Genomic DNA, 6,500 nt, shown 5'->3' on the forward strand with positions numbered 1-6,500 from the left:
TTGGGTTTAATCCAGATCCTTGGGGCCGCAAGGCGGCCCCAAGATCTTGAGAACATCACTGCACTCAGGGCACCCACTGCCCCTGCCGCTCCAACCGCCACCCCAACCACCCCAGCGTCACCGCCCGCAACCCCATGAAGCCGAGAAACGCCAACCACAATCCATGGTTGCCGAACCCGCTCGCCATCCACGCCAATGGGCAAGCCAGCACTACGCTGAGCAGCATCGCATTGCGCATTTCTTGCGCTCTGGTCGCTCCAATGAACAAGCCATCGAGCAAATAACTCCACACCGCCACCAGCGGCAGCAACGCCAGATAGGGCAAGAACGGATACGCCGCCGCACGTACGCTTTGGATATCTGTCTGCAAGTCGATGAACAGATGCCCGCCAAGCAGGAACAACAGCGCGAAGCCAATACTCACGATCAGCGACCAGCCCCCCGCCACCACCAGCGAGCGGCGCAGGGTCTGGCGATCACGCGCGCCGATGGCGTGGCCGCATAACGCCTCGACCGCATGGGCCAGGCCATCCAGGGCATAAGCCGTCAGCATCAGCCCATTGAGCAGCAAGGCATTGGCCGCCACTGTCGCCTCGCCCAAGCGCGCGCCTTGTACCGTCAGCAGCAGGAACACCAGCTGCAAGGCCAGGCTGCGCAAAAAGATATCGCGATTGACCGCCAGCAACGGCCGCCAGGCCTGCCAACGCTTCAACGCCGCCCAGGCGATCTGCCCTGGGTAGGCGCGCAACGCCGGGTGGGTAAGGGCCAGGCCCAGCAGCGCAGCACTCCACTCAGCGATCACCGAGGCCCGCGCCGAACCGACCACGCCCCAGTCCAGGCCAAGGACGAACCACAGGTTCAGGGCAATGTTCAGCAGGTTGGTGGTGAGCAGGATGGCCAGCGGCGCACGGGCGTTCTGAGTACCGAGGAACCAGCCGACCAGGGCGTAGCTGGCCAAGGCTGCCGGCAAACCCAGCAAGCGCGTGTGGAAAAAATCTTCGGTGGATTGATGCAGCGCCGCGCTCGGCTGCATGGCGTGCAACGCCAGTTGGCTGAAGGGCAAGGCAAGCAGGCCGATGACGATGGCAAAGCCCAGCGCCAGCAGCAACCCTTGTACCAGCACCTGGCGCAACGCTGCACCGTCGGCGCGCCCTGCAGCCTGGGCGGCGAAGCCGGTGGAGCCCATGCGCAGGAAGCCCATCAGCCCGACCATGAAGGTGAACAGGGTGGCGCCCACCGCCACCGCGCCGAGCTGGTGAGCATGCGGCAGATGGCCGATGACGGTGCTGTCGACCAGCGCGACCAGGGGCACCGAAATGTTGGACAGGATCATCGGCGCGGCCAGGCCCCAGACTTTGCGGTGGCTAGGACGATCGCGCCAGTCGGCAGTGAGAGAACGCATGCGAATTCCTGGAGATGGAGCTATTTGTAAGACTACTTCGGGGGGCGGAGCATTTGCCCGACGGCATTGTAGCGGCCAGGCAACCAAACTGCGCGAACGCGGTCTCACTTGCCGCTCCATACCGGGTACGGCGCTCGCGGTTGCGCTATAGTTGGTGCCCTTACGAACACGCTGCCGAAGAGTCCCCTCTCTCATGCTCAACAAAGGATTGTTGCTGGCCTGCGCGCTGGCCCTGCTCAGTGCCTGTGATTCCTCCTCCAAGGACACCCCTGCACCCGCGGAAAAACCGCCGGCCACTGCGCCTGCCGAAGCTAAACCGGCCAAGCGCGAAGACCCCGCCGTTCTCGCAAAACGCTATGCCGGTCGCGAGCTGACAGTGCTGGATGTTTCGGAAACCCAGGTCGATGGCGCCAGTGCGTTGTCGATCAGCTTTTCCGCACCGCTGGATGCCAGCCAGGACTTCGCCGCCAAGGTGCACCTGGTCGATACCGTCAAAGGCAAGGTCGATGGCGCCTGGGAGCTCTCGGACAACCAAATGGAGCTGCGCCTGCGCCACCTCGAGCCGCAGCGCAAGCTGGTCCTGACCGTCGACAAGGGCCTGCTGGCAGTCAATGGCAACGCGCTGGCCAGCGAATCGGTCAGCCGCCTGGAAACCCGCGACATGCAGCCGACCATCGGCTTCGCCAGCCGTGGCTCGTTGCTGCCCACCCGCTTGGCCGAAGGCCTGCCGGTGATCGCCCTGAACGTCGACAAGGTCGATGTCGAGTTCTTCCGCATCAAGCCGGAAATGCTCTCGACCTTCCTGGTCAACTGGGGCCGTAACAGCAGCTTGTACTACTACCAGTCCAAGGAAACGTTGCAGATGGCCGAGCTGGTGTACAGCGGCCGCTTCGACCTCAACCCTGCGCGCAACACCCGTGAAACCGTGTTGCTGCCCATCGCCGGGATCAAGCCACTGCAAGACCCAGGCGTGTACCTGGCCGTGATGCGTGCCTCCGGCACCTACGACTACTCGCAGCCGGCGACCCTGTTCACCCTCAGTGACATTGGCGTCTCCGCGCACCGTTACCGCGACCGTCTGGACGTATTCGCCCAGGCCCTGGAAGGCGGCAAGGCGCTCAACGCGGTCAACCTCGAACTGCACGATGACAAGGGCAAGCTGTTGGCCCAGGCCAAGACCGACAGCGACGGCCATGCGCAACTGCCGATCACGGCCAAGGCCGACACCCTGATCGCCACCCAGGGTGTCCACACCACCTTGCTGCGTCTGAACACCGCTGCCCTGGACCTGGCTGAATTCGATATCACCGGCCCTCAAGCCAACCCGCTGCAGTTCTTCATCTTTGGCCCGCGCGACTTGTATCGCCCGGGTGAAACCGTGTTGCTCAATGGCCTGTTGCGCGATCAGGACGGCAAGCCCATCAAGGCCCAGCCGGTGAGCGTGGAAGTGCGCCGACCGGATGAGCAGGTCAGCCGCAAATTCGTCTGGGAGGCCGGTGCCAATGGCCTTTATCAATATCAGCTGCAATTGGCCACTGAGGCGCCTACCGGTCGCTGGCAACTGCTGCTGGACGTGGGCGGTGGTCGCAAGCAAGTGTATGAGTTCCTCGTCGAGGATTTTTTGCCCGAGCGTCTGGCGCTGGAGCTCAAGGGCAGCAGCACGCCGCTGAGCCCTGAGCAAACCGCACACATCCAGGTCAACGGCCGCTACCTCTATGGCGCGCCTGCTGCCGGCAACCGCCTGAGCGGCCAGGCCTATGTGCGTCCGCTGCGTGAGGCGGTGCCGGCGTTGCCGGGTTATCAGTTCGGTTCGGTCACCGAGACCGAGCTCAATCAGGATCTGGAGCTGGACGAAGTCACCCTCGACCAGGCCGGCAAGGCAACTGTGGACATCGAGAGCCGCTGGGCCGAGGCCCGTTCGCCCCTGCAACTGACTGTGCAGGCCAGCCTGCAAGAGTCGGGTGGTCGGCCGATTACCCGCCGTCTCGAGCAACCGATCTGGCCCGCCGAACGCCTGCCGGGCCTGCGCGGGCTGTTCGAGGGGGAAGAAACCGACAGCGACGGCCCAGTCGAATTCGAAGTGCTGGTGGCCGACCGCAACGGTAAAAAGCTCGCAGTCGATAACCTCAAGGTGCGCCTGATTCGCGAGCGTCGTGACTACTACTGGAACTACTCGGACAGCGACGGCTGGAGCTACAACTACAACGAGAAGTTCCTGACCCAGAGCGAGGAGACCGTCAGCGTCAAGGCCGGCTCCACGGCCAAGCTCAACTTCCTGGTCGAGTGGGGCCCGTACCGGGTCGAGGTGGAAGATCCGCAGACTGGCCTGCTGTCCAGCGCACGCTTCTGGGCTGGCTACCGTGCCCAGGACAACGCCGAAGGCGGCGCGGTGCGTCCCGACCAGGTCAAGCTGGCGCTGGACAAGAAATCCTACGCCGATGGCGCCACTGCCCAGGTTACCGTCACCCCACCGGCCGCCGGCAGTGGTTACCTGATGGTCGAATCCAGCGACGGTCCGCTGTGGTGGCAGGAGATCGATGTGCCTGCCGAGGGCAAGACCTTCGACGTCAAGCTCGATAGCAAGTGGGCGCGCCACGATCTGTATATCAGCGCCCTGGTGATCCGCCCCGGTGAGCGCAAGGCCAATGCCACGCCCAAGCGCGCGGTTGGCGTACTGCACCTGCCGCTCGATCGCGCCGAGCGCAAGCTGGCGGTGACCTTGCAAGCGCCGGAGAAGATGCGCCCCAAGCAGCCGCTAACGGTCAAGTTCAAAGCCGCCAATGCCGATGGCAGCGTTCCCAAGCACGTGCATGTGCTGCTGTCGGCGGTGGATGTCGGCATCCTCAATATCACCGACTTCAAGACCCCAGACCCGTTCGCCAGCCTGTTCGGCCGCAAGGCCTATGGTGCTGACCAATTGGACATCTACGGCCAGCTGATCGAAGCCGGCCAAGGCCGTCTGGCGAGTTTGGCGTTCGGTGGCGATGCGGGCATGGCCAAGGGCGGCAAGCGCCCCAATACCACGGTGACCATCGTCGCTCAGCAGAGCCTGCCAGTGACCCTCAACGACAAGGGTGAAGGCGAGGCCACTGTCGACATCCCCGATTTCAACGGTGAGCTGCGGCTGATGGCCCAGGCCTGGAGCGACGAGCACTTCGGCATGGCCGAAGGCAAGACGGTGGTCGCCGCGCCGCTGATCGCCGAGTTGTCGGCGCCGCGCTTCCTGGCCGGCGGCGACCGCACCAACCTGGCGCTGGATTTGGCCAACCTGTCCGGTCGCGCCCAGCAACTGACTGTGCAACTGAGCACCGAAGGTCAGCTTGGCCTGGTTGCCGCCAATCAGCAAAACATCACCTTGGCCGAAGGCCAGCGCAGCACCTTGATGATTCCGGTTCAAGCCCAGGGTGGCCTGGGCCAGGGCAAGGTCCATGTGCAGGTCAATGGCTTGCAACTGCCAGGCGAGCCTGCCATGGCCTTCGAGCGTGAATGGACCTTGGGCATTCGCCCGGCCTACCCGGCGATGCTCAAGCACTACCGGGTGGCACTCAAGGATCAACCCTGGAGCTTGCCGGAGAGTGATCTGGCCGAGTTCGAACCAGCGGGCCTGGAAGCCAGCCTCGCCCTGTCGAGCCGCCCGCCACTGAACCTCGCCGAGCAGATCCGTGCGCTTGAGGCGTATCCCTATGGCTGCCTGGAACAGACCACCAGCGGCCTGTATCCGTCGCTCTACGCCGACGCCGAAAGCCTCAAGCGCCTGGGCATCAAGGGCGAGCCGGCCGATGTGCGCAAACGCAAGATCGAGATGGGTATCGAGCACCTTTTGGGCATGCAGCGCTACAACGGCAGCTTCGGCCTGTGGAGTTCGGACAGCGAGGAAGAGTACTGGCTGACCGCCTATGTCACCGACTTCCTGCTGCGCGCTCGCGAGCAAGGTTATGGCGTGCCGGCCGAAGCTTTGAAGAAAGCCAACGAGCGCCTGCTGCGTTATCTGCAAGAGCGCAACTTGATCGAAGTGAACTACAGCCAGAATTCCGAGCACACCCGCTTCGCGGTACAGGCCTACGCCGCGCTGGTGCTGGCCCGCAGTCAGCAGGCGCCATTGGGTGCCTTGCGCAGCCTGTTCGAGCGCCGCAGCGATGCCCGCTCAGGTCTGCCCCTCGTGCAACTGGCGGTGGCGCTGGACAAGATGGGCGACAAGCCGCGTTCGCAGCAGGCCTTGCAGGCCGGCCTGGGCATTGGTCGCAGCGACGGCTGGATGGCCGACTATGGCAGCGCGGTGCGCGATCAGGCGCTGATCCTGGCGTTGCTGCAGGAGAACAACCTGGCCAGTAACCAGGTCGACCAACGTCTGTTCGCCTTGTCCGATGAGTTGGCGGCCAATCGCTGGCTGTCGACCCAAGAGCGCAACGCGCTGTACCTGGCTGGCCGTGGTCTGCTGGGTAAACCCGAAGGCAAATGGCAGGCGCGTCTGGACAGTGCCGGTGAGATTCGTGAGCTGGATAACGCGGAATCTGGCATGAAGCTCGAAGGCCCTCTGCTGGCATCGCCATTGTCGGTGCAGAACCAAGGCAGCGAGACCCTCTACCAGCAACTGACCCTGTCCGGGTATCCGCGCCAGGCGCCTGCGCCAAGTGGCAATGGCATGGAGATTCGTCGCGAGTACCTGGGCATGAACGGCCAGTACCTTGATCTGCGTAATCTGCGCAGCGGTGATCTGGTCCTGGTGCATCTGGCGCTCAAGGCGCACAGCCAGGTGCCGGATGCGCTGGTCGTCGACCTGCTGCCTGCGGGCTTGGAGCTTGAGAACCAGAACCTGGCCCAGAGCGCGGCCAGCCTGGAAAACGCCAGCAGCGCGGTGAAGCAGTGGCGCGAGTCGATGCAGAACGCCAACGTGGTGCATCAGGAATACCGTGATGACCGCTACGTAGCGGCGCTCAAGCTCGATAGCTACGGCACCACGCACCTGTTGTACCTGGCGCGTGCGGTTACCCCGGGCACCTATCGGGTGCCGCCACCGCAGGTCGAGTCGATGTACCGGCCGAACGTGCAGGCGGTGGGCGAAAGCCAGGGTGAGTTGGTGGTCAAGGCGCGCTAGGGG

The 6,500-nt window shown here is 64.0% G+C and carries 2 protein-coding genes; one reads left to right on the top strand and one right to left on the bottom strand.

Annotated elements, in window-relative coordinates:
- Positions 1-64 precede the first annotated feature (64 nt).
- The gene (locus tag ACF8K2_RS00455; RefSeq protein WP_392462996.1) at positions 65-1,402 is read right to left on the bottom strand and encodes an MATE family efflux transporter; all 1,338 of its coding nucleotides are present in this window, start codon (positions 1,400-1,402) and stop codon (positions 65-67) included.
- A 193-nt stretch (positions 1,403-1,595) separates the two neighbouring features.
- On the opposite strand from ACF8K2_RS00455, the gene ACF8K2_RS00460 reads away from it, so the two are divergent.
- Positions 1,596-6,497 carry an alpha-2-macroglobulin gene (locus ACF8K2_RS00460; protein WP_392462997.1) on the top strand — a complete coding sequence of 1,634 codons (4,902 nt, stop codon included), beginning with the start codon at positions 1,596-1,598 and terminating at the stop codon, positions 6,495-6,497.
- The last annotated feature ends 3 nt before the right edge of the window (positions 6,498-6,500 follow it).

The sequence above is a fragment of the Pseudomonas sp. xss_2 genome (assembly GCF_043104195.1).
In the GTDB taxonomy this organism is placed as follows: domain Bacteria; phylum Pseudomonadota; class Gammaproteobacteria; order Pseudomonadales; family Pseudomonadaceae; genus Aquipseudomonas; species Aquipseudomonas urmiensis.

Bases quoted from the DNA above. Each gene is read 5' to 3' on its own strand.
- ACF8K2_RS00460 (WP_392462997.1), top strand. From the start codon at position 1,596: ATGCTCAACAAAGGATTGTTGCTGGCCTGCGCGCTGGCCCTGCTCAGT.
- ACF8K2_RS00455 (WP_392462996.1), bottom strand. From the start codon at position 1,402: ATGCGTTCTCTCACTGCCGACTGGCGCGATCGTCCTAGCCACCGCAAA.